This is a genomic window from Pseudomonas sp. Q11, assembly GCF_024494355.1.
GTDB classification, from domain to species: Bacteria; Pseudomonadota; Gammaproteobacteria; order Pseudomonadales; family Pseudomonadaceae; genus Aquipseudomonas; species Aquipseudomonas hefeiensis.
Genome location: NZ_JAKNQY010000011.1, coordinates 139701 through 161070, shown reverse-complemented (window position 1 = coordinate 161070; position 21370 = coordinate 139701). Strand labels below are relative to the sequence as shown.

Here is a 21370-nt window from a genome sequence, read left to right as displayed (position 1 = left end):
TTGTCTGTCCAGACAAGGGACCGGTCGGGGACCGATCACTGCCCTGAAAAAAGTGGCGCATTATGCAGAGGTCGGCTTCTGATCGCCAGAGCTTGCACTGCTTTTATGATGGTTGGATGTCGATTCAACCCAATTCGATGATTTCATAATCGTGGGTGATTTCAACACCGGCGGCGCCGAGCATGATGGAAGCCGAGCAATATTTCTCAGCGGACAGCTCAATGGCGCGCTTGACCTGGGCTTCCTTCAAGGCACGCCCCTTGACCACGAAATGCATGTGAATTTTGGTGAACACTTTCGGGTCTTCAGTGGCCCGCTCCGCTTCCAGGAATGCTTCGCAACTTTCGACGGCCTGACGCGATTTTTTAAGGATGCTGACCACGTCGAAGTTACTGCAGCCACCCACGCCCAGCAGCAGCATTTCCATCGGCCGTACACCCAGGTTCCGGCCACCGGCTTCGGGCGGACCGTCCATGACGACCACATGACCGCTACCTGACTCACCGAGGAACATGGCTTCGCCAGCCCATTGGATGCGTGCCTTCATCGCCAAGACTCCACTGTCTGAAAAAAGGGTCGCCAGCTTAGCACAGCCCCCAGCCACGACGGCTTCTGCCTTAGGCTCCCTGACGAATGCACGTAGGTAAATTCTCAAATCAATTAGGGATGCCTCTGTTAAGCTGACGCCAATTAGCTGGCGCATGGCCAGCTATAGCGATTGCCATTCGCGCCCCACAAAAAATCCAAATCAATACACCGCGCAGTCTTTCGGGATACAACCATGGTTGCCATTACTCCCACACCCAAGATCAAGAATCTCGACAAGCTTTTGATGCATTGTCAACGCCGCCGCTACCCAGCCAAGCACAACATCATTTGCGCGGGCGATCGTTCCGACACACTGTTTTTCATCATCAAGGGGTCAGTCACTATCCTGATCGAGGATGATGACGGTCGGGAAATGATCATCGCCTATCTCAATTCCGGGGATTTCTTCGGCGAACTCGGACTGTTTGAACAGGCAGGCAAAGAACAGGAGCGCAGCGCCTGGGTAAGGGCCAAGGTCGAATGTGAGGTTGCGGAGATCAGCTACAGCAAGTTCCGGGAACTGTCGGTGCAGGATCCAGACATTCTTTACGTCCTCAGCGGACAGATCGCACAACGCCTGCGCAACACTACCCGCAAGGTGGGTGACCTCGCCTTCTTCGACGTAACCGGTCGCGTAGCCCGCTGCTTGCTGGAACTGTGCAAGCAGCCCGATGCCATGACCCACCCGGACGGCATGCAGATCAAGGTGACCCGCCAGGAAATCGGCCGGATTGTTGGCTGCTCGCGGGAGATGGTCGGTCGTGTGCTCAAGGATCTGGAGGAGCGCAACCTGGTCAGCGTCAAAGGCAAGACCATGGTGGTGTTTGGAACGCGTTAGGCGAGCAGCGTGGTCAGCAGTTCCCGGTATAGCGCCTCGAGCCGCTGCAGCGCGTGAGACGCCGGGAATTTTTCATGCAAGGCAATATGGCTCTCGGCACGCACTCGCTGCGCCAGGCCACAGGCTTCATTGAAGCGATTCACCGCGGCAACCATCGATTCGCGTTCGTTCTCCAGCAACAGCGCTCCATGCACCAGGCCCACCGGACGTTGGCCGCCTTTGCTCTGACGCCAGCGCTGAGCGGTACCGACCATTTTCCGGCCGTCGAGATTGACATTGAATCGACCATCGCAGAATGCACCGTCGACTTCGCCCAGCGAAGCCACCCCACCCAGCTCATCCAGCAACTGGCAGATCGGATCACACAACCGGCGATAACCGGTTTCGATCCGCCCATGATCGCCTTCGCTACGCGGCGGTGCGTACACCAGGGCGATATTGACGGTAGCGGCAGACTGCGGCACCGGCTCACCGCCGGTTTCGCGCAGCAGCACTGGCCAGCCGTGGGCCGCCGAGACTTCGCAGGCGTGTTCGAACCCCGGTAACCGACTCAACCGACGAGGCATGACCAGCGCGCGATCGTTGGGTTGCCAGAACAACAAGCCGAACTCAGCGTCGCCCGCGCAAATGCTGGCCAGCAAATCCTGTTCGGCTTGCAGGCCGGTTTCGACGCTCAGGGAAATCACGGGCGACATTGAGTCAATCCAGTGTCGAACCGCTTATCGGAACGCCGCGTTCAGGGAAGAACAGACGTTGCAACTCGGTACCCGGATTTTCCGCGCGCATGAACGCTTCGCCCACCAGGAACGAATACACATCGCTGACTTCCATCAGCTCGACATCGGCCCGGTTAAGGATCCCGCTCTCGGTGATCACCAAGCGGTCGCGCGGAATACGCGGCAACAAATCCAGGGTCGTTTCCAGGTTGACTTCGAAAGTATGCAGGTTGCGATTGTTCACGCCGACCAGCGGAGTATCGAGGGTCTTCAAGGCCCGCTCCAGCTCCTCGCCATCATGGACCTCCACCAGCACATCCAGGCCCACGCCTTTGGCGACCGCCGCCAGCTCGGCCATCTTCACGTCGTCCAGAGCGGAAACGATCAACAGCACGCAATCTGCGCCCAGAACGCGAGCTTCAACGATCTGGTAAGGATCGATCATGAAGTCCTTGCGAATCACCGGCAGCGTGCACGCCTCCCGCGCCTGCTTGAGGTATTCATCGGCACCCTGGAAAAAATCAATATCGGTCAGTACCGAAAGGCAAGTCGCACCGCCTTTCTCATAGCTCCTGGCGATGTCGGCGGGAACGAAGTGTTCACGGATCACACCCTTGCTGGGGGATGCCTTTTTGATTTCGGCAATCACCGCTGGCTGCTTCTTCTTGGCCTGATCGATCAGCGCCTTGGCAAATCCGCGCGGCGCATCCGCTGCCCGCGCCAAGGCTTCCAGCTCTGCCAGACTGACCCGAGCACTGCGCCCGGCCACTTCTTCAGCCTTGCGAGCCAGAATTTTTTCCAGAACCGTTGGCACGCTCATCCTTCGTTCTCCACTTTGAATACGGCGGTAAATGCACCCAACTCTTCGAGTTTTTCCCTGGCAAGGCCGGTGTGCAACGCATCATGGGCCAGTTCCACGCCCTGCTTGAGGCTGCTGGCGTGATCCGCCGCATACAACGCGGCGCCCGCATTGAGTACGATCATCTCGGCGGCCTTCTGGCCATTTTCGGTCTTGCGACGCCCCAAGGCATCGCGAATCAGTTCCAGCGACTGGGCCGGCCCATCCACCGCCAGCCCATGCAGGCTCTGGCTCTTCATGCCCAAGTCTTCAGGTTCGACCCAATACTCGCTGATCTGATCATTTTTTAATTCAGCCACGTACGTGGGTGCAGCCAGACTGAATTCGTCCAGGCCATCTTTCGAATGGACCACCAGCACGTGCTTGCTACCCAGACGCTGCAAGACCTCGGCCAGGGGCCGGCACAATGCCTGGCTGAACACACCCACCACTTGATGCTTCACACCGGCCGGATTCGTAAGCGGGCCGAGCATGTTGAACATCGTCCGCAGGCCCAGATCACGACGCGGCGCGGCGGCGTGCTTCATGGCACGGTGGTGGGTCTGGGCGAACATGAAACCGATGCCGACGTTATCGATGCAACGCGCCACCTGCACCGGGGTCAGGTTCAGGTAGATCCCGGCCGCCTCCAGCAGATCGGCGCTGCCACTCTTGCCGGAGACCGCACGATTACCGTGCTTGGCGACGGTGCAACCGGCCGCGGCGACGACGAAGGCCGAGGCGGTGGAAACGTTGAAGATATTGGCGCCGTCACCGCCGGTGCCCACCACGTCCACCACGCCATCCAGGGTCTTGAGCTCGACCTTGTCCGCCAACTCGCGCATGACCGAAACCGCGCCGACGATCTCATCGATGCTCTCGCTCTTCATGCGCATGGCCATCATGAACGCGCCGATCTGCGCATCCGAGCATTGGCCGGTCATGATTTCGCGCATCACGTCACGCATCTCGTCGGTACTCAGGTCGAGATGGCCGACGATACGGCTCAGGGCTGTCTTGATATCCATGAAAAGTCCTTAGCGCGTGCCGCCGGTTTGTTTGAGGAAGTTGGCGAACAGCTCGTGGCCCTGTTCGGTGAGAATAGACTCGGGGTGAAATTGCACGCCCTCGATATTCAGCGTCTTGTGACGAAGCCCCATGATTTCATCCACAGAGCCGTCCTCGAGCTGGGTCCAGGCGGTCAGTTCCAGACAGTCTGGCAGGGTTTGGCGCTCGACGATCAGGGAGTGGTAGCGGGTGACGGTCAGCGGAAGATTCAGACCTTCGAACACGCCCTTGTTCTCGTGAAATACCGGGCTAGTCTTACCGTGCATGACTTGCCGGGCGCGTACCACCTCGCCGCCGAAGGCCTGGCCGATCGACTGGTGCCCCAGGCAGACACCCAGGATCGGCAGCTTGCCGGCGAAGTACTTGATGGCTTCGATGGAAATGCCCGCTTCGGTCGGCGTGCAAGGACCGGGAGAGACCACGATGCGCTCAGGCTTGAGCGCTTCGATCTCAGCGATGGTCAGTTCGTCGTTGCGCACGACCTTGACCTCGGAACCCAGCTCACCGAGGTACTGCACAACGTTGTAGGTAAAAGAGTCGTAGTTATCGATCATCAGCAACATGGCGTAAGCAACCTATTGAATTCACTGACTTTAAATACAGCCTTCCGAGAGCGACCCGCGCGGCGCTGCGCTTGGCAAGGCGTGTGATGGGCCAGCGAAGCGACTTTCAAGCGGGTAAAGAAGGCAAATCGGTACAGGTCCGGCCAGGCCGGCAGAGAACGTTCAGGCGCGCCAACGCCAACGGGCGTGTGCCTTGATCAATTGATCCGGAAGTTTACTGACAATCGACACAGGGGAAGTCTCGTTCATACGTTCCGGCACAGTAGCTTAGCTGGACGGAGCACGCAATATGACGATCCCCTGAAGGGCTTTGAAACAATCGCGACGCGCCTGATGGATGGCAAAAAGCCGGAAGTTTTTGGTACTGTCGTTTCGTTTTCTAACAACAATAAGATAAAACGGACTTTCTCATGATAAAAAAAACGTTGTTCGTACCAATGGCCAGCTGTTTGCTGGCGATGGCCTGCGCCCAGGCGAATGCAGCGCCCAACCCCTATTCCAGCTTCATCGTCTTCGGTGACAGCCTCAACGATGCCGGCCAGTTCGCCGACCCGGACGGTCCGGCCGGGGCCGCCCAACGCTTTACCAACCGCACGGGCCCGCTCTATCTCGACGGAAGCGGCGAATCCTATTCCCTCAATTCCACCCAACTGCTGGGCGGACGGTTGGGCTTTTCCGACGATGAAACCGCAGCATCCACCTCGGCGGTTCGTGCCAGCGAAGGCCTGGCCGATGGCAACAACTGGGCCGTGGGCGGGTATCGTACTGACCAGATCCTCGATTCGATTACCGGTGTTTCCGACACTGGCGAGCGCAGCCGTGACGGATACCTGTTGTCCAATGGCCTGCGTGCCGACCCGAACGCGCTGTATTACCTTTCCGGCGGTGGTAACGACTTCCTCCAGGGACTGGTACTGACCCCCGCCCAGGCGACCGCCGCCGCGGACCGTCTGGCCGACAGCGTCCAGGTGCTGCAAACCGCCGGTGCCCGTTATGTGATGGTCTGGCTGCTGCCCGACCTGGGCCTGACCCCTGCGCTCAATGGCACGCCTTTACAAGACGCCGTTTCGCAGCTCAGCAACCAGTTCAACCAGCAACTGGTCACGCGCCTGCAAGGCATTGATGCCGAAATCATTCCACTGAACGTTCCGTTATTGCTGCAGGAAAGCTTCGCCGATCCGGCACGATTCGGCCTCGCCACTGGCGAAAACCTCACCGCCACCTGCTTCAGCGGCAACGGCTGCACGGAAAACCCCACCTACGGCATCAACAGCGCGACGCCAGACCCCACCAAGCTGATCTACAACGACTCGGTCCACCCCACCGAGACCGGTCAGCAACTGATCGCCGATTACGCCTTTTCCCTGCTCGCCGCGCCATGGGAGCTGACATTGCTGCCGGAAATGGCCCACTCGACCCTGCGCGCCCATCAGGATGAATTGCGCAGCCAGTGGCAATCGGACTGGGAGAACTGGCAGACCGTCGGTCAGTGGCGGGCGATCGTCGCAGGCGGCGGCCAGCACCTGGACATGGACAGCCAGAGCAGTGGCGCCAGCGCCGACGGCAGCGGCTACAGCCTGAACGTCGGTGGCAGCTATCGTCTTAACGAGGCTTGGCGCGTGGGTGTAGCCGCCGGTTTCTACCGCCAGGACATGGAGGCAGGCAGCAACGATTCGGACTACAAGCTCAACAGCTACCTGGCGACCGCTTTCGCCCAGTTCCAGCAGAATCGCTGGTGGGCCGATGCCGCGTTGACCGGCGGCAAGCTCGACTACGACAACCTGGAGCGCAAGTTCGACCTGGGCGTCAACCAGGCGCAAGAGAAAGGTGACACCGACGGCCACCTGTGGGCATTCAGCACGCGCCTGGGCTACGACATCGCCCAGCCGGGCAGTCAGTGGCACCTGTCACCATTTATCAGCGCCGATTATGCGAAGGTGGAAGTCGACGGGTATTCAGAAAAGAGCAACCGCTCCACCGCCCTGACTTTCGATGACCAGACCCGCGACTCGAAACGCTTGGGCATTGGCTTGCAAGGCAAATACAACTTCACCCGTCAGACCCAGGTGTATGGCGAATATGCCCACGAACGCGAGTACGAAGACGACACCCAAAAGGTGAATATCGCGCTCAACAGTTTGCCGGCCAATGATTTCACGCTTGAAGGCTATACGCCGCAAAGTCATTTGAATCGCCTGAGCCTGGGAGTCAGCCACAAGTTGACCAATGATCTGGCGCTGCGAGGCGGTTATACGCTGCGCAAGGACGATGACTTTACTCAGCAGGGGGTGAGTGTCGGGGTCAGTCTGGATTTCTAAAGAGGGCGGCTTGCTTCTGTAGGAGCTGCCGGAGGCTGCGATCTTTTGATCTGCTCTTTCGCTTGCGATTCAATTGTCTGGGACAAGATCGCAGCCTCGTTGCACTCGACAGCTCCTACGCAGTTCCTACGCAGTTCCAGAACGGTTCAGTCGCTTGGGGTCTGCTCGGCCAATGCCACGGCACGGAACATTGCCCGACGCTTGTTCAGGGTTTCTTCCCACTCCAGCACTGGCACCGAGTCAGCAACGATCCCGCCACCGGCTTGGACGTGCAGTTCTCCGTCCTTGATCACGGCGGTGCGGATAGCAATGGCAGTGTCCATGTTGCCGTTCCAGGCAAAATAGCCCACGGCCCCGCCATATACCCCACGCTTGACCGGTTCCAGTTCGTCGATGATTTCCATGGCGCGGATCTTCGGTGCTCCCGACAACGTTCCCGCCGGCAGGATGGCCCGCAGGGCGTCCATCGCCGTCAGCCCGGCCTTCAATTGACCCGTGACGTTGGAGACGATGTGCATCACGTTGGAATAACGCTCGATGACCATCTTTTCGGTGAGCTTCACCGAACCGACTTCCGAGACGCGCCCGGTGTCATTGCGGCCCAGGTCGATCAGCATCAGGTGCTCGGCGATTTCCTTGTCATCTGACAGCAGGTCTTCTTCCAGCGCCCGGTCGGCTTCTTCCGTGGCCCCACGGGGACGGGTGCCAGCGATAGGCCGCACGGTGATCAGATTGTCTTCGACCCGCACCAGCACTTCGGGCGAACTGCCCACGACATGGAAGTCGCCGAAGTTGAAGAAGTACATGTAAGGCGTCGGATTGAAACAGCGCAGCGCCCGGTACAGATCGATAGGCGCGGCCTTGAAGTCGATGGACATCCGTTGCGACGGCACCACTTGCATGCAGTCGCCGGCCAGAATGTATTCCTTGATGGTATCGACGGCCCTTTCGTAATCGTCCTGAGTGAAACTGGAACGGAACACCGGATCGGCCGCCGACTGTTTGCTGAAGTCCAGGCCAGGACGCGGAGTGATCGGCTGCCGGAGTTTTTCCAGCAGCATCTGAAGACTTTTCTGACCTTGCTCGTAGGCGTCTTCCCGGGACGGATCAGCCAGGACAATCGCGTGCATCTTGCCGGCGAGGTTATCGAAGACCACCACTGCGTCAGAGACCATCAGCAAAATGTCCGGCACGCCCAGCGGATCCGGGTTCGGGCAGGTGCCCAGGCGCTTTTCCACATAGCGTACGCAGTCGTAGCCGAAATAACCCACCAGGCCACCATTGAACCGCGGCAGGCCAGGGATGGTGGGCACGTTGTAGCGGGCCTTGAAGGTTTCGACGAAGGCCAGCGGATCTTCGACTTCCAGGCTTTCGATCTCGACGCCGTCATGGGTCACGCTGACACGATGGTCATGGACCCGCAGCACCGTGCGGCACGGCAGGCCGATGATGGAATAACGGCCCCACTTCTCACCGCCCTGCACCGATTCGAGCAGGTAAGAGTTGGGCTCATCGGCCAGCTTGAGGTAGATCGACAGCGGCGTGTCGAAGTCGGCCAGGGTTTCGCAGGCAAGCGGGATGCGGTTGTAGCCGGCAGCGGCTAGACGCAGGAATTCTTCGCGGATCATGGTGTGCCTCGTGGCAGGAGGAGCTGACAGTCAGGTATGCAAACGCGCCGGCTAACCGGCCAGGATCAGGTCAGGCGCGCCAACGCCAGCGGGCCAGGGCCTTCATGACTTTCATCCAGAGTTTGCGAGTGACCACCACGATGGCGTTTCCAGAAGAGGATTGAACAGCGTCGGGCAACGTTATCTCAGCAGCCGGGTCCAGGCAACCGGGAATTAACAGCCGCAAATCGTCAATCACCAACGCGGGAAATTCTTCGGCGATCGGCCGGCCATGGTTGTAGCCGTAGCTCAGCGCCACACATTTGACCCCCGCCGCTTTCGCCGCCAGCACATCGCTGCGTGAGTCGCCGACGAACAGCGATTGGGAGGCCGGAATGTTGGCCATTTTCATCACAAAAAATAGCGCAGCCGGGTCAGGCTTTTTCTGTGGCAGGGTATCGCCACCGATGATCCAGCGAAAATAACGACCGATTTTCATCTGGTCCAACAACGGAGCGACGAAGCGCTCCGGTTTGTTGGTGATCAGGGCCATTTCCACGCCCTGCTTTTGCAGCCACTTGAGGGTGGAGCGCACGCCGGGATAGACCACCGTCAGTTGATGATTGTCTTCGTAGGCGTCATTGAACAACGCCAGCGCCCGCTCGGCCTCGGCATCATCGACACCTTGGGCATCGATGTGGTTGGCCAGGGCCCGGCGCACCAGCATCGGCGCGCCGTTGCCGACCCAGTGGCGCACGGCGTCAATTCCGGCGGTCGGGCGGCCGAGCGTGAGCAGCATGTTGTCCACCGCCGCCGCCAGGTCCGGCACCGAGTCGACCAGAGTGCCATCAAGGTCGAACATCACCAGACGCGGCAAACTGCCGGGAAACAGCTGCTCGAACCCGCTCATGGACGGGCCAGGGCCAGTTCGGCACGCATTTTTTCAATGACCTCTTTGTAGTCCGGCGCATTGAAAATTGCCGAGCCTGCGACAAAGGTGTCGGCACCGGCCTCTGCGATTTCGCGGATGTTGTTGACGTTCACGCCGCCGTCGATCTCCAGGCGGATGTCGCGGCCCGAAGCCTTGATCAGCGCGCGGGCTTCACGCAGCTTGTCGAGCGTGCCAGGAATGAACTTCTGCCCGCCAAAGCCTGGGTTGACGCTCATCAGCAGAATCATGTCGACCTTGTCCATCACGTACTTGAGCACGTCCAGGGGCGTCGCCGGATTGAACACCAGGCCAGCCTTGCAACCGCCCTCACGGATCAACTGCAGGGAGCGATCGACGTGCTGCGTGGCTTCGGGGTGGAAGGTGATATAGGTGGCGCCAGCCTCGATGAAGTCGCCGACGATGCGATCCACCGGGCTGACCATCAGGTGCGCGTCGATCGGCGCCGTGACGCCATACTTGCGCAGCGCCGCGCAGACCATCGGGCCGATGGTCAGGTTGGGTACGTAGTGGTTGTCCATGACATCGAAGTGCACGATGTCGGCGCCGGCGGCCAGAACGTTGTCCACTTCCTCGCCCAGGCGGGCGAAGTCGGCGGAGAGAATCGACGGAGCAATAGCGAAGGGCTGCATGACGCACCTGTTTTGAGCGAAATCACGATGGCGCGCATTGTATACCTCAAGATTTGGCGCGCCCACCGTAGCAGACGATCAATACGCCGCGCGGTAGATCTTCTCGATATCGCTGGCGCTCAGTTTGCGTGGATTGTTGCGCATCAGTCGCTCGATTCCGGCCGCTTCCACCGCCATGGACGGGATCACCTCGTCCGTCACCCCCAGGCTGCTCAGGCCCTGGGGAATTTCCACGGCAGCACACAGCGCAACCATGGCCTCCACGGCTTCGTCGGCGGCTTCAAGGTCACTCAGGTGCGCGGTCTTTATGCCCATGGCTTCGGCGATGTCGCGCATGCGCTCGACGCACGCCATCTTGTTCCACGCCATGACATACGGCAGCAACAAGGCGTTAGCCACACCATGGGACACGTGAAAACGCCCGCCCAACGGATACGCCAGCGCATGCACGGCCCCGACTCCGGCATTGCCGAAGGCCATGCCGGCCATCAGGCTTGCAGTGGCCATGTCTTCGCGAGCTTGCAAATGAGAGGGGTTGGCGTAGGCCTTGGGCAAGGCGCGGGTGATCAGTTTTATAGCACCGATAGCCAAAGCGTCGGTGATCGGCGAGGCATTGAGCGACAGGTAGGACTCGATGGCATGCACCAGCGCATCGACGCCACTGGCGGCGGTCACGCCCCGTGGACAGGTGAGGGTCATCTGCGGGCTGACCAGCGCGACGTCCGGCAACAAATAATCGCTGACAATGCCCTTTTTCAGCTGCGCGGCCTTGTCGGAGAGAATCGCTACGTTGGTGACTTCCGAACCGGTACCGGCCGTGGTGGGAATGGCGATCAACGGTGGGCCTTTGCGCGGCACCTGATCGACGCCGAACAAGTCCTGCAGCTCGCCATGATAACCAGCGTAGGCCGCCACGCTCTTGGCAATGTCGATGGCACTGCCGCCGCCCAGGCCGATCAAGCCATCATGACCACCGTCGCGGTAGGCCTGCATGCAATCTTCGACGATGGCGATTTCCGGATCGGGCATGACCCGGTCGAACACCTCGTAGTCACGCCCGCCCAAATGCTGCAACGCCAGCTCCACGGTGCCGGACTTGACCAGCGCAGCGTCGGTGACGATCAGCGGGTTGTCGACATCCAGCCGCGTCAGCTCGGCCGCCAGTTGCTCGATGGCAGCGGCACCGGTGATCAGTTTGTGGGCGATCTTGAATGAAGAAAGACTCATGTGCGCGGCCTCTTATTCGAGTATGGGCTGGCACAAGGATAGCTCGGTATTGCGGGTTGTCTGCTATTCAGCTCGTGAATGCGATAAAGGAATCTGTGGATGGGCCATTGATCCTCAGACTTGGGTCGTGCGCAGTTTCTCGCTACGCCCACGCAACCACTCCAGAGTCAACAACAGGATCACCGAAAAGGCGATCAGCAGCGTCGCGGCGGCAGCGATGGTGGGGCTGAGGTTTTCGCGGATGCCGCTGAACATCTGTCTTGGCAGAGTTGCCTGCTCGGGACCTGCCAGGAACAGCGTCACCACCACTTCATCGAACGAGGTCGCGAAGGCGAACAGTGCGCCGGAGATCACACCCGGGGCAATCAAAGGCAGGGTCACCCGACGAAACGCGGTCAAGGGCGAAGCCCCGAGGCTGGCGGCGGCCCGAACCAGATTGTAGTTAAAGCCCTGCAAGGTCGCCGACACCGTGATGATGACGAACGGCACGCCCAGCACCGCATGGACCACGATCAGCGAGAAGAAACTGTTGCCCATCCCCAGCGGCGCGAAGAACAGGTAACTGGCCACCCCGATGATCACCACCGGCACCACCATCGGCGAGATGACCAGGGCCATCACCAGTGCCTTGCCCGGAAAGTCGCCACGGGTCAGGCCAATAGCCGCCAGGGTGCCGAAGATCATCGCCAGTACCGTCGCCGCCGGGGCCACGATGACGCTGTTCCTCAGCGCCCGCATCCACTCCGCCGAGGCGAAGAAATCGTGGTACCACTGCAACGAAAAGCCTTGCAGTGGGTACACCAGGAAGCTGCCGGAGTTGAACGACAACGGAATGATCACCAGCACCGGCAGGATCAGGAACAACAGGAGCAGCCCGCAGAATATGCGCAAGCTGTAGAACCACACCCGCTCGACGGGGGACATGTAAGGACTCAGCATTTCAATCTCCCCTCAGCTCAGGCGCAGGCGACTGGCGCCCACCAGCCAGTTGTAAATCAGATAGAGCACGACGGTTGCCAGCAACAACAACCCGCCGAGCGCCGTGGCCATACCCCAGTTGATGCTGGTGTTGGTGTAGAACGCGACAAAATAGCTGACCATCTGATCGCTCGGGCTGCCCAGCAGCGCCGGGGTGATGTAGTAGCCGATGGCGAGGATGAACACCAACAGGCAACCGGCGCCGACACCGGCATAGGTCTGCGGGAAGTACACGCGCCAGAAACTGGCAAACGGATGGCAACCCAGGGAAATCGCCGCACGCATGTAAGTCGGCGAGATGCCTTTCATCACGCTGTAAATCGGCAGGATCATGAACGGCAGCAGGATATGGACCATGGAGATGTAGACGCCAGCGCGGTTGAACACCAGCTCCAGAGGCTTATCGATGATACCCATGGCCATCAGGCCACCGTTGATCAGTCCGCCCGATTGCAGCAGCACGATCCACGCTGCCACCCGTACCAGGATCGACGTCCAGAACGGCAACAGCACCAAAATCATCAGCAGGTTGCTCTGGCGCGACGGCAGGTTCGCCAGCAGGTAGGCCAACGGATAGGCCAGCACCAGGCAGATCGCGGTAATCACCAGGCCCATCCAGAACGTACGGGCAAAAATATCCAGGTAGATCGCCTGATCGGGGGTGGCCGGGGCCAGTTCACCGAGGTCATCGATGCGATGATCGACAGCCGCCAGCAGGTAATACGGGGTGACATCACTGGTGTTGCGGCGGATCACCTGCCAATACGCCGGATCGCCCCAGCGTTCGTCGAGGTTCTCCATCGCTTCTTTATAGGAGGCCGGCTCAGTGGCGAACGGCAGCGCGCGGGCGGTCTTGGTCATCAGGCTGCGGTAGCCAGCCAGTTCCATGTTCAGGCGCTTGGACAAATCGCCCAATGTCTGATTCTTGCGGGCCTCGGCCAGGTCTTCACTGGCGGCCTTGTATACCGGCTCGCCTGGCAACCCACGTCCGTCCCAGGCAGCGACCGCAGCGACGGTGCGCGGCATGCCGTTGACCACTTCCGGGTTGCTGACACTTTTGAACAGCAGCGCCACGATCGGCACCAGGAACACCAGCAACAGAAACAACACCAGCGGCGCGATCAAGGCCTGGGCCTTCCAGCGGTTGACCCGCTCGGCGCGCTTGAGCCGCTGCTTCAAGGTGGGGCTGGTGCCCGCGTTCAGTGGAACGGCGATGGCCATGGCGAACTCCGCAAATCTTTTTGATCGTTACAGAGGCGGCGTACCGCCTCTGTTCTTTTAAAACACCAACCTATGGGAACGAGTCATTGTGGCGAGCGAGCTTGCTCGCGCTGGGCTGCGAAGCGGCCCCAAAATTTTGTCGGCAACGCCAATTTTGTGAGTGCTGCGCACTCAAGCGGGAGCAAGCTCCCTCGCCACAAAAGCCCGTTCACCCATGAACGCTTTGGTTACTTGGCAGCCCAGGAGTTGAAGCGCTGCTCCAGTTGCTCACCGTTATCAGCCCAGAAGCTGACGTCGATCTGCACCTGGTTGGCGATGTTTTCCGGGGTGGTCGGCATGTCTTTCAAGACATCCTTGGACAGCAGCGGTACAGCCTGGGTGTTGGCCGGACCGTAGGCGATGTTTTCCGAGTAGGTCTTTTGCTGCTGCGGCGCCACCGAGAAGGCGATGAATTTCTTCGCAGCTTCGGCGCGGGTCTTGTCCAGGCCGCGTGGGATCGCCCAAGCGTCAAAGTCGTAGATGCCGCCGTTCCACACCACTTTCAGGTTGCTTTCGTTCTGCACCGCGGCGATCCGGCCGTTGTAGGCCGAACTCATGACCACGTCGCCGGAAGCCAGGTATTGCGGCGGCTGGGCGCCGGCTTCCCACCACTGGATGTTCGGTTTGAGTTCGTCGAGCTTTTTGAAGGCGCGATCCTGGCCATCCTTGCCGGCCAGTACCTTGTAGACGTCTTTAGGCGCGACGCCGTCGGCCATCAAGGCAAATTCCAGGGTGTACTTGGCGCCTTTGCGCAGGCCACGCTTGCCCGGGAATTGCTTGGTGTCCCAGAAATCCGCCCAACTGGTCGGCGCGGTTTTCAGCTTGTCGGCGTTGTAGGCCAGCACGGTCGACCATACGAAGAAGCCCACGCCGCAAGGCTGGATGGCACCCTTGACGTAGTCTTCGGCCTTGCCGAACAGAGCCGGATCCAGTTGCTCGAACATGTCTTCGTCACAACCACGGGACAGCTCTGGGGATTCGACTTCCACCAGATCCCACGAAACGCTCTTGGTGTCGACCATGGCCTTGACCTTGGCCATTTCGCCGTTGTATTCACCAGCGATAATCTTACCGTTGCCGGCCGCTTCCCATGGTGCGTAGAAGGCTTTGGCCTGAGCCGCCTTGTTCGCCCCACCAAAAGACACCACAGTCAGGTCCGGGCCCGCCGCCATCGCGCTTGCCGCACCCATCATGCCCAGGGTCAGGGCTGTGAACTTCAGGGATCTCAACATTTATTGTTCTCTCCACGTGCAGGGTTGGTGTTGGTACAGCAGGGGGCGATCAATTCGCCTCTAGAAGGGGGTCGAGCGCACGCACATGCTCGACTTGCCAGCCAAGCGGAACCACGTCCCCAACGGTGAGCCCGGGATCGAGCTCGGCAATGGGTTGTTTCACGAAGAAGTCATTCTTGCCGCAGACCTCCAGGCGAACCCGGACGTGGTCGCCCAGATAGATGAATTCCGCCACCCTCCCTGAGAAGCGGTTGACACATTGTTCGCTTGCGCCGTTGAGGCTCACCCGTTCCGGGCGGATCGACAAGGTCACCGGCTCGCCGGGCTTGCCGACGTTCACCGCCAGGGCCTCGACCTTTTCACCGCGCCCCAGTTCAACCAGGCAACGGTCGCCAGTTTGGCTATGCAGGCGGCCGTTGAGACGGTTGTTCTCGCCGATGAAGTTGGCGACGAAAGTATTTTTCGGCTCTTCGTAGAGAGTGCGCGGCGGGGCAATTTGCTGGATTTCGCCCTGGTGAAACACCGCTACGCGGTCGGACATGGTCAAGGCTTCGCCCTGGTCGTGGGTCACGTAGACCACGGTCACACCGAGGCGCTGATGCAGGTGCTTGATCTCCATTTGCATGTGCTCACGCAGTTGTTTGTCCAGCGCGCCGAGGGGTTCGTCCATCAGCACCAGCTGCGGCTCGAACACCAGCGCCCGGGCCAGGGCCACGCGCTGTTGCTGGCCGCCGGACAACTGCGCCGGGTAGCGTTGGGCAAACGTGTCCAACTGAACCATGCTCAAGACGCGCTTGACCCGATCACTCACGTCGCTTTTGTTCAAGCCGCGCACGGTCAGCGGGAATGCCAGGTTCTCGGCAACGGTCATGTGTGGGAACAAGGCGTAGTTCTGGAACACCATGCCGATGTCACGCTTGTGGGGCGGCACGTTGTTGATGGAGCGCCCGGCTAGTTGGATCTCGCCGGCGGTCGGTGTTTCAAACCCGGCGAGCATCATCAGGCTGGTGGTTTTGCCGGAACCGGACGGCCCGAGCAGAGTCAGGAATTCGCCTTTGCGAATGTCCAGGTTGAGGTCCTTGACGATCAGGTTCTCGCCGTCGTAGCTCTTTTGCACACCACGAAAGCTGACCAGCACATCACTGGCCCCCGCGCTTGAATCGACCTGGCTCATACCCGCACCTTTTGTATTGATGACTGCTTGTGAATCAAGCCTAGTGGAGCCTGGGGGCCGCGCAAATCGGGACGCAGGAGAGAATAGCCTCAGCCGGATGGAAGAGTCGGTGTAGGGATTTCCCTACAAGGATGGCGGGATTGGATAAGAACGGTGGTGAGTTATGAGCTGCAAGCTGCAAGCAAGGGCAAAAGCGGTGCTGGGGCGTGTCGCAAATGGATATGCCGACACACTGCCCCTGTGGGAGCGAGCCTGCTCGCGATGGCGGTGTGTCAGTCAACTACGACGCTGAATGGTCCAACGCTATCGCGAGCAGGCTCGCTCCCACAGGGGATTGTGGTGGGCTTAGAGCAACTTATGCTCCATCGCATACTTCACCAGCTCCGCCAATGAGGTGATGTTGAGTTTCTGCATCAGCCGCGCTTTGTGAGTACTGATGGTTTTGCTGCTCAGGGCCAATTGCTGGGCGATGTCATTGACGTTGGCCCCTTGGGCCAGGCGCTCGAATACCGAGAATTCGCGCTCGGACAGCAGCGAGTGCAGCGGTCGGCTGTCGGTCAGGCCAACTTCGAAAACCATGCGGTCGGCCAACTCCGGGTCGATGTAACGTCCGCCGGCCGCGACCTTGCGGATCGCCATGAGCAGCAAGGCCGGGTCACTGTCCTTGGTCGCGTAGCCGGCGGCACCGACCTTCAGCGCCCGCGCCGCCATTTGCGCCTCGTCGTGCATCGACAACACCAGGATGGCCGGCGGATTGTTCAACGCACGGATCCGCGGGATCGCCTCCAGGCCATTGACGCCAGGCATGGAGATATCCAGCAACACCACCTCACAGGGCACATGCCGCAGGGTCTCCAGCAATTGCTCGCCATTGCTCGCCTCCCCCACGACCACCAGGTCCTTCGCCAGGCCAATCAACTGTTTAATGCCTTCGCGGACGATGGTGTGGTCTTCGGCTACCAGTACACGGATCACTCTTTTCTCCAGATTCAGGTTCTCATCGCGAGCAGGCTCGCTCCCACAGGGTTGTGTGCGTGTATGTATCTCAATCAATGTGGGAGCGAGCCTGCTCGCGATAGCGTCAGCCAAGCCAACCAAAAACCATCAGGCCTCATTCACCGGCACCCGCACCGCCAGGGTCGTACCCTCCCCTGGCTCACTTTCCAACGATAACTGCCCGCCCATGATCAACACCCGCTCCCGCATGCCGACCAGACCAAAGGAGGTCGGCCGACCCGTGGCGGGAACGAATCCTACACCGTCGTCGCTCACCGTCAGACAGAGCTGGTCGTCTTCCTGCACCAGCGTCAGTTCTACAGTATGCGCCTGGGCATGGCGCATCACATTGGTCAGCGCTTCCTGGAGAATCCGAAACAGGCCGATGGCCTTGGCGTCGCTCAAGGGTGGCAGGTTATCCGGCACCTGCACCAGGCACGGGATCTGCGTGCGCGCCTCGAAACGCCGCGCCTGCCATTCAATGGCCGAGGCGATGCCGGCGTCAAGGATCGGAGGTCGTAGCGCCGTCGCCACGTCCCGTACCAACTGGAACAGTTGGGCAATCAGGCGTTTCATGCTGTTGAGCCGCTCTTGCAGGCCCGGGTCGAGCTGCGCATAGGCCAGTTCGCACATGGACGTTTCCAGCTTCAAGACCGTCAACATCTGACCCAGCTCGTCGTGAACTTCCCGGGCTATACGCGCTTTTTCCTCTTCCCGCACGCTCTCCAGATGCGCCGACAATTCGCGCAGTTGTTCCCGGGAGCTGGCCAGCTCGAGTTCGATGCGCTTGCTTTCGGTGATATCCCAGACGATGCCATCCCAGACGTAGGCACCGTCCTCGAGACGACGGGTAATGGCCTTGATCTCGGCCCAGCGCTCCCGACCTTCGCGGGTCAGAATGCGGCCCTGCCACGACCAGTCGCTGTCGCTGTCCAGCGCCTGGTCCTGAGTGCGGTGGTAACTGGCCTTGTCCTGAGGGTGTACGAGGCTGCGCAGGCCGGTGTCGCTACGGGCCAGGGTCGCGGGGGAATACCCCACGAGGCTTTCGCTGCCTTCACTGATGTAGGCAAAGTCGATCTGCCCGGTCACGGGGGCCCGTTCCAGGCGAAAGACCAGGCCCGGGACGTTGGCGGCGATCCCCTGCAAGCGCGCCTCGCTTTCGCGCAGCGCCGCCAGCGCACGACGGCGCTCGGTTACGTCGTTTATGTAGACCACCAGGTATTCGGCATCTCGAAAACGCAGGAAGCTCAAGGAAACGTCGGCTGGAAGGATACTTCCATCGGCCCGCACGCATTCGGTTTCGAAACTCTGTGGCCCCTCCTCGCTGGCCCGGGCACGCTTCCACAGGTTCAGCCAGCGATCCATGTGCAGGCCCGGTTCGAAGTCGATCAAGGGTCGCTCAATGATGGCGCCCGGCGCATAGCCCAGCATGATTTCGGCAGCGCGATTGGCATAGCGTACATGGCTATCCCAATTGACCCAGAGAATGCCGACAGTGCTTTGATCGATGGAAAATTGCGTCAGGCGCAGGGCTTCCTCGCTGGCGGCCCGCTGGGCGATGTCATTTCGCGCGTAGCGCAGGCGCCGTTCCAGCGCCCTTTGCTCGCGGCGCTGCCAGAACACGATGGCCACGCAGCTCAAGAGCAGGGCCAGCAGCAACAGGGTCAGGTTTTGCCAGAAACCCGGGGAATCGGTCAGCCGCGGATATTGGGGTTTGAGCCAGCGACTGTGCAATTGCTCAAGTTCCTTGGCCGGAATCGCCTGCAAACCGCTCTCGATGATGTCGGCCAACTCCGGCCAATCCCGGCGGGTGGCGACGCGCAACAGTTGCGGCAGGCCGATATCGCCCACGACCACCAGCCCGGAGAATTCGGGCTCGACCATCAATCGCCCTAGCTGCGCCTCATCGACCACCGCGTAACCGGCCTGTTGACTCAACAACAGTTGCAGGGCCTGGCGTTCCAACGGTACGCCTTGAAGATTCAACGTCGGGTAATTGCTGCGCAAATAATCGGCCGTGGTGCTGGGCATGCGCACCGCCACCCGCACTTGAGCATCGAGCTTTTCCAGTTCGACCCCTTCGGCACCTTTCTTCTGGCCGACGATCAATTGCGGCACGCGCATGTAGGGGTCGGAAAACCGCCAGAGACGCAGCCCGGCCGGGGTCTGGGTCAGTCCTGGGGCAACGTCCACCTCACCGGAGCGCAACGCCGCTTCCAGTTGCGCCACGTCCTGGAAATTGCGCCAGGTCAGCTCGACATTCAACGCCTTGCCCAACCATTGCATCAGCTCGACATTGGTACCGGACAGACGCTGCAAGCGCCGGTCATATTGCGCATACGGCGCCTGCAACACGAGCCCGACGCGCAGTTGCGGATGCTGGAGCAGCCATTGTCGCTGGCCTGCGTCCAGTTGCACTTCATTTACCGACGGTGCAGGCGCGGCCCACGCCATCAAGGGAAGCCATAAACAGCCGATAACCCACAGGCAGCAAAAACGCATCTTCGAAGTCTCACGCACTGACAAATACTGACCAACCCATTAGGCTGCCGGAAATACTTCTGGCCCTGGAATATCCGATGCCCTTTGTTTATCGCCTGGCATTGCCAGCATTGTGCCTGTCGCTGATCCTGCCGAGTGCCTTTTCTGTACAGGCTGAAGAACCGACGCCCGCGGCGGCCGATCAAACCGCCGAGGAAAAACCGGTCGAACGTCCGCCTTTACTCGAGCGTAGCGAGGAAGAAGCGACGGCACTTGAACGAAATCTCCCTCTTCAGGAGCAACAACAGCTACAGACCGGCAGCGACACTTTCCTGGCTCTCTGGAAGCCGGCCAACACTAGCGAGCCCCAAGGCGCGGTCATCATAGTCCCCGGCGCCGGCGAAACTGCTGACTGGCCTCAAGTGATCGGCCCATTGCGCAAAAAACTACCGGACATTGAGTGGAGTAGCCTGAGTATCACCCTGCCGGATCTGCAAAGCGACGTCATCGCACCGCGCGTCGTGGAAACTCCTCCCGAAACCAAACCGGCCGACGTGGCCGGCGCAGCACCGGACGCCACCACCGCAGCACCGATTGAACAGGTGGCGGGCGGCGAGGCCGACGCTGTGGATCCGGTCGTTGCCCAAACCAACGAGGAACACCTTCTGGCCGATGCCGAACGTATCTTTGCCCGTATCGATGCGGCACTGGCTTACGCCGAACAGCAGAGCGCCCGCAGCATTGTTTTGCTGGGCCACGGCACCGGCGCCTATTGGGCGGCACGCTACCTGAATGAAAAACAACCTTCGCAGATAGAGCGTTTCGTGATGGTCGCCGCCCAGACTCCGGTCACAGTCAAACCCGCCCTGGCCGAACTGACCCCCACCTTGAAACTGGCGACCGTCGACATCTTCTACATGGACAAACCGCAGGATCGCAATGAAGCACTGGAGCGCCTGCAGGCCAGCAAACGTCTTAAAGGTTCTAGCTTCAGTCAGGTATCGCTCAAAGCAGTGCCCAATTCATCGGCACAGCAGGAACAGCTGTTTCGTCGGGTTCGCGGGTGGTTGAACCCGCAAAAGCCGGGGGAGTGAGGCTTAGGCAAACCCCAAGCCAGCCACAGCGGCTATCACCTTCTAGCGAAAATCCCGCCGCTCGCGGATCAACCGATAGGCGTTATGCAACTCTCGGGTTCTGTCGGTGGCGTCACGGACCTGCAATGGCGTCGCCCCACTACCGGCAATCTTGTCCGGGTGGTGACGGCTGAGCAGGCGACGGTAAGCCCGCTTGATCTGCGACGGCTCGCTGGTGGCCGAAACCCCCAGCAAACGCAACGCTTCCTGATAGGTCACACCGTTGTTGGGCAGCGAATGTTTGTGTGGTTCGTAATCCACCGCCAGTGCCTGGACCTGCTGCGGCGTCCAACCCAGCCACTTGCCCCACTGGGCAAGCAACTCACGCTCGCCGGTGCCTGCGCGACCATCGGCCCAGACCATCCGCCAGCAGGCCCGCAGCACGCCTTCCGCCGCATGGGGCTGGGTCGCAAGGCGACGCAAATAACCGCGCAAATGGTCGTTTCCGGTTTTGCCCCGGTTGAATGCCGCGACCGCCCGGCGCTGCGCCGGTTCGCTCAAGTCCAGGGCGCGCATTTCCTGACGAGCCTGTTGGATGTGACCATCGACCACTCGGCCATCGCTCTTGGCCAGTCGCCCAAGCAGTACAAACAGCAACTCATCGTTGCGTAACGCTGGCCGACCACCCAAACGCTCGCGCACCTGCGCCCAGCCTTGCAGATTAAGTCGCCGATCCAACGCCTGTCCTAACAACGCACCCAGCATGGCCCCCGGAATGCTGGCTATGGCAAAGCCCGCCCCGGCTCCAATCAGAGTCCCTGGCCACCACATA

At 60.4% G+C, this 21370-nt stretch carries 19 protein-coding genes; 3 read left to right on the top strand and 16 right to left on the bottom strand.

Annotated elements, in window-relative coordinates; genetic code table 11:
* Window positions 1–124 precede the first annotated feature (124 nt).
* Entirely contained in the window at window positions 125–547 is a 423-nt protein-coding gene (locus MA884_RS14105) for an OsmC family protein (protein WP_003206127.1), read from the bottom strand.
* A 234-nt stretch (window positions 548–781) separates the two neighbouring features.
* On the opposite strand from MA884_RS14105, the gene crp reads away from it, so the two are divergent.
* A complete protein-coding gene (crp, locus tag MA884_RS14100; protein ID WP_214912445.1) occupies window positions 782–1426 on the top strand; it encodes a cAMP-activated global transcriptional regulator CRP in 645 nt (214 codons plus the stop codon).
* Here the strand turns inward: crp and MA884_RS14095 are convergent.
* Genes MA884_RS14095 through MA884_RS14080 form a run of 4 tightly spaced genes read right to left on the bottom strand, consistent with a single transcriptional unit; the run spans window position 1423 to window position 4611 of the window.
* Window positions 1423–2121 (bottom strand): lipoate--protein ligase family protein, encoded by a 699-nt coding sequence (locus MA884_RS14095; protein WP_256231101.1) that lies wholly within the window; start codon window positions 2119–2121, stop codon window positions 1423–1425. The genes crp and MA884_RS14095 overlap by 4 nt on opposite strands.
* Before the next feature lie 4 nt (window positions 2122–2125).
* Window positions 2126–2962, bottom strand: coding sequence for an indole-3-glycerol phosphate synthase TrpC (gene trpC, locus MA884_RS14090; RefSeq protein ID WP_256231100.1), 837 nt, complete (start codon window positions 2960–2962; stop codon window positions 2126–2128).
* Entirely contained in the window at window positions 2959–4008 is a 1050-nt protein-coding gene (gene trpD, locus MA884_RS14085; protein ID WP_256231099.1) for an anthranilate phosphoribosyltransferase, read from the bottom strand. Before trpD ends, trpC begins: the two co-directional genes overlap by 4 nt.
* A 9-nt stretch (window positions 4009–4017) precedes the next feature.
* Window positions 4018–4611 (bottom strand): aminodeoxychorismate/anthranilate synthase component II, encoded by a 594-nt coding sequence (locus tag MA884_RS14080; RefSeq protein WP_256231098.1) that lies wholly within the window; start codon window positions 4609–4611, stop codon window positions 4018–4020.
* Between the two features lie 410 nt (window positions 4612–5021).
* Here MA884_RS14080 and estP point away from each other — a divergent pair, with 410 nt between their 5' ends.
* Window positions 5022–6929, top strand: coding sequence for an esterase EstP (gene estP / locus MA884_RS14075; RefSeq protein ID WP_256231097.1), 1908 nt, complete (start codon window positions 5022–5024; stop codon window positions 6927–6929).
* 146 nt (window positions 6930–7075) lie between these two features.
* Here the strand turns inward: estP and trpE are convergent, their stop codons facing one another.
* From trpE to MA884_RS14025, 10 genes are all read right to left on the bottom strand, one after another.
* Window positions 7076–8557, bottom strand: coding sequence for an anthranilate synthase component I (trpE, locus tag MA884_RS14070; RefSeq protein ID WP_256231096.1), 1482 nt, complete (start codon window positions 8555–8557; stop codon window positions 7076–7078).
* 70 nt (window positions 8558–8627) lie between these two features.
* Window positions 8628–9446, bottom strand: coding sequence for a phosphoglycolate phosphatase (locus MA884_RS14065; RefSeq protein WP_256231095.1), 819 nt, complete (start codon window positions 9444–9446; stop codon window positions 8628–8630).
* Window positions 9443–10117 (bottom strand): ribulose-phosphate 3-epimerase, encoded by a 675-nt coding sequence (rpe, locus tag MA884_RS14060; RefSeq protein ID WP_256231094.1) that lies wholly within the window; start codon window positions 10115–10117, stop codon window positions 9443–9445. The genes MA884_RS14065 and rpe overlap by 4 nt, the downstream gene beginning before the upstream one ends.
* Before the next feature lie 78 nt (window positions 10118–10195).
* Window positions 10196–11344 carry an iron-containing alcohol dehydrogenase gene (locus MA884_RS14055; protein ID WP_256231093.1) on the bottom strand — a complete coding sequence of 383 codons (1149 nt, stop codon included), beginning with the start codon at window positions 11342–11344 and terminating at the stop codon, window positions 10196–10198.
* 114 nt (window positions 11345–11458) lie between these two features.
* Complete coding sequence (locus MA884_RS14050; protein ID WP_256231092.1) at window positions 11459–12283, bottom strand: ABC transporter permease; 825 nt, start codon at window positions 12281–12283, stop codon at window positions 11459–11461.
* Window positions 12284–12295: 12 nt separating this feature from the next.
* Window positions 12296–13543 (bottom strand): ABC transporter permease, encoded by a 1248-nt coding sequence (locus MA884_RS14045; protein ID WP_256231091.1) that lies wholly within the window; start codon window positions 13541–13543, stop codon window positions 12296–12298.
* A 227-nt stretch (window positions 13544–13770) separates the two neighbouring features.
* The gene (locus MA884_RS14040) at window positions 13771–14814 is read right to left on the bottom strand and encodes an ABC transporter substrate-binding protein (protein ID WP_256231090.1); all 1044 of its coding nucleotides are present in this window, start codon (window positions 14812–14814) and stop codon (window positions 13771–13773) included.
* 49 nt (window positions 14815–14863) lie between these two features.
* Complete coding sequence (locus tag MA884_RS14035) at window positions 14864–15988, bottom strand: ABC transporter ATP-binding protein (RefSeq protein WP_256231089.1); 1125 nt, start codon at window positions 15986–15988, stop codon at window positions 14864–14866.
* Window positions 15989–16333: 345 nt separating this feature from the next.
* On the bottom strand, window positions 16334–16963 hold the full coding sequence (locus tag MA884_RS14030) for a response regulator transcription factor (protein ID WP_076383435.1): 630 nt from the start codon (window positions 16961–16963) through the stop codon (window positions 16334–16336).
* Window positions 16964–17092: 129 nt separating this feature from the next.
* A complete protein-coding gene (locus tag MA884_RS14025) occupies window positions 17093–19486 on the bottom strand; it encodes a PAS domain S-box protein (protein ID WP_256231088.1) in 2394 nt (797 codons plus the stop codon).
* A gap of 77 nt (window positions 19487–19563) precedes the next feature.
* On the opposite strand from MA884_RS14025, the gene MA884_RS14020 reads away from it, so the two are divergent.
* Window positions 19564–20559, top strand: coding sequence for an alpha/beta hydrolase family protein (locus MA884_RS14020; protein WP_256231087.1), 996 nt, complete (start codon window positions 19564–19566; stop codon window positions 20557–20559).
* Window positions 20560–20601: 42 nt separating this feature from the next.
* On the opposite strand, the gene MA884_RS14015 is transcribed toward MA884_RS14020, so the two are convergent.
* On the bottom strand, window positions 20602–21369 hold the full coding sequence (locus tag MA884_RS14015; RefSeq protein ID WP_256231086.1) for a TerB family tellurite resistance protein: 768 nt from the start codon (window positions 21367–21369) through the stop codon (window positions 20602–20604).
* Window position 21370: the final 1 nt, after the last annotated feature.

Coding starts and splice junctions, on each gene's coding strand:
- MA884_RS14105 (WP_003206127.1), bottom strand. CDS start 547: ATGAAGGCACGCATCCAATGGGCTGGCGAAGCCATGTTCCTCGGTGAG.
- MA884_RS14050 (WP_256231092.1), bottom strand. CDS start 12,283: ATGCTGAGTCCTTACATGTCCCCCGTCGAGCGGGTGTGGTTCTACAGC.
- MA884_RS14055 (WP_256231093.1), bottom strand. CDS start 11,344: ATGAGTCTTTCTTCATTCAAGATCGCCCACAAACTGATCACCGGTGCC.
- MA884_RS14025 (WP_256231088.1), bottom strand. CDS start 19,486: ATGCGTTTTTGCTGCCTGTGGGTTATCGGCTGTTTATGGCTTCCCTTG.
- MA884_RS14045 (WP_256231091.1), bottom strand. CDS start 13,543: ATGGCCATCGCCGTTCCACTGAACGCGGGCACCAGCCCCACCTTGAAG.
- MA884_RS14080 (WP_256231098.1), bottom strand. CDS start 4,611: ATGTTGCTGATGATCGATAACTACGACTCTTTTACCTACAACGTTGTG.
- MA884_RS14015 (WP_256231086.1), bottom strand. CDS start 21,369: ATGTGGTGGCCAGGGACTCTGATTGGAGCCGGGGCGGGCTTTGCCATA.
- estP (WP_256231097.1), top strand. CDS start 5,022: ATGATAAAAAAAACGTTGTTCGTACCAATGGCCAGCTGTTTGCTGGCG.
- MA884_RS14035 (WP_256231089.1), bottom strand. CDS start 15,988: ATGAGCCAGGTCGATTCAAGCGCGGGGGCCAGTGATGTGCTGGTCAGC.
- MA884_RS14040 (WP_256231090.1), bottom strand. CDS start 14,814: ATGTTGAGATCCCTGAAGTTCACAGCCCTGACCCTGGGCATGATGGGT.
- trpC (WP_256231100.1), bottom strand. CDS start 2,962: ATGAGCGTGCCAACGGTTCTGGAAAAAATTCTGGCTCGCAAGGCTGAA.
- rpe (WP_256231094.1), bottom strand. CDS start 10,117: ATGCAGCCCTTCGCTATTGCTCCGTCGATTCTCTCCGCCGACTTCGCC.
- trpD (WP_256231099.1), bottom strand. CDS start 4,008: ATGGATATCAAGACAGCCCTGAGCCGTATCGTCGGCCATCTCGACCTG.
- trpE (WP_256231096.1), bottom strand. CDS start 8,557: ATGATCCGCGAAGAATTCCTGCGTCTAGCCGCTGCCGGCTACAACCGC.
- MA884_RS14020 (WP_256231087.1), top strand. CDS start 19,564: ATGCCCTTTGTTTATCGCCTGGCATTGCCAGCATTGTGCCTGTCGCTG.
- crp (WP_214912445.1), top strand. CDS start 782: ATGGTTGCCATTACTCCCACACCCAAGATCAAGAATCTCGACAAGCTT.
- MA884_RS14095 (WP_256231101.1), bottom strand. CDS start 2,121: ATGTCGCCCGTGATTTCCCTGAGCGTCGAAACCGGCCTGCAAGCCGAA.
- MA884_RS14065 (WP_256231095.1), bottom strand. CDS start 9,446: ATGAGCGGGTTCGAGCAGCTGTTTCCCGGCAGTTTGCCGCGTCTGGTG.